This is a genomic window from Streptomyces katrae, from assembly GCF_000966975.1.
Taxonomy (GTDB): domain Bacteria; phylum Actinomycetota; class Actinomycetes; order Streptomycetales; family Streptomycetaceae; genus Streptomyces; species Streptomyces katrae.
In genome coordinates this window covers 1-1,359 of record NZ_JZWV01001655.1, presented here as the reverse complement: position 1 = coordinate 1,359, position 1,359 = coordinate 1, and the positions used below count along the sequence as shown (strand labels likewise).

The window sequence follows — 1,359 nt, the reverse complement described above, 5'->3', positions numbered from 1 at the left end:
GGCGGCGCAGCGTCTGCACGGCCGCCGCGTCGAGCAGTGCCTCCGGTGTGCCGCCCCGCCGCTCGGTGCCCAGCAGTGCGGCGGTGACCAGCTCCTCCCATTCCCCGTCCGCGTAAACCTCGTCGGCCCTGCCCATCCGGCCCCTCCCTCGTCAGTCCCCGTCGGTGGTCCGTCGTCGTGCCGGTCCGGGCCCGGTCCCGCCCCCTCCGCGGGACCGGAGCGCCGGACCTGCCGCTCGACCTTGCTCAGCTGGCGTGGTTGTCGTTCATGAAAGCCCCCCGGCTCCTCGTCGAAGCGTCGGCGCCCCCGCGCCTCCGCGTCCTCCATGTCGGTCGGTCAGACGGCATGGATCCCCCCAGGCCCCCTGCGTAGTGGTGTGTTCGTCCGCGCTCTTCCTCGATGCCTCAGACCAGCGGCACCGGCTCGGGCGAGCCGGGCTGCCAGGCGGTCAGCGGGGTGAAGCCGCGGTGGCCGCACTCGCCGAACACCGTGACCGGGCCGCCGCCCGAGAGGGCGGCCAGCTGCCACAGCGCGGACCGCGGACGGCCCCCGCCGGAGGCCACCGGCAGTGCGGACGCCCCCCGCGCGTCCGCGATCTGCCGGACCCCCTCGCCCGCCTCACCCGGTATCGGGATCACCGGGCCCAGGACCACCGGCCAGGACTCCAGCCACGGGTCCTCCCGCAGCGCGGCCCCGTAGGCCTCCAGGGCCTCACCGGTGCTCACCCCGGCCGGAGCCCCGGAGCGGTCCGCCGCCGCGGCCGCGGTACGGTCCCCCAGGTCCGCCCGGAGCCCCGCCGTCCCGGGCCGGAAGCGGACTTCCGCCTCCAGCACCAGTCCGACGGGCAGTGCCAGCCCGGGCGCCCGCCCGGGCGGTCCGAAGTCCAGCACCAGCGCCGGCCGTCCGCCCTCCAGCCCGCGCAGCCATGTCCGGCGGGTGGTGAGACGGCCGTCCGGGGACACCGAGTCGTACTGGGCGAGCACGAGCCAGCGGTCCCGGACGGTCTCCCCCTCGGCCGAGGATGGCAGTCCCACCCGGTTCCGGACGGTCGCGGCCAGCGGCTCCGGCAGTCCCGACGCCCCCAGCCAGGCCCGGTCCAGCAGGTGCAGCAGCGCGAACTCCTCAAGCATCCGGGCGGGCCAGCCGGGGCCGCAACCGGGTATTGTCCCCAACTCCCTTACCCGCGCCGCCAGTCCGGGCGCCTGGGCGTCGACCATCCGGGCCGCGGTCTCCTCCCAGGGCGCGTACCCCGCCTGCGCCTGTCCGGCGATCCCGCCGCGCAGCAGGTCCGCCAGTCGCCGCTCCAGCTCGGCGACACCCGCCCCCACCCGCTCCGCGCGCCGCTCGGCCCGCTTGCGG

The 1,359-nt window shown here is 77.0% G+C and carries 1 pseudogene; it reads right to left on the bottom strand.

Annotated elements, in window-relative coordinates:
- Positions 1–404: 404 nt before the first annotated feature.
- Positions 405–1,359 (bottom strand): annotated as a pseudogene (locus VR44_RS39875) (SWIM zinc finger family protein); the annotation flags it as partial.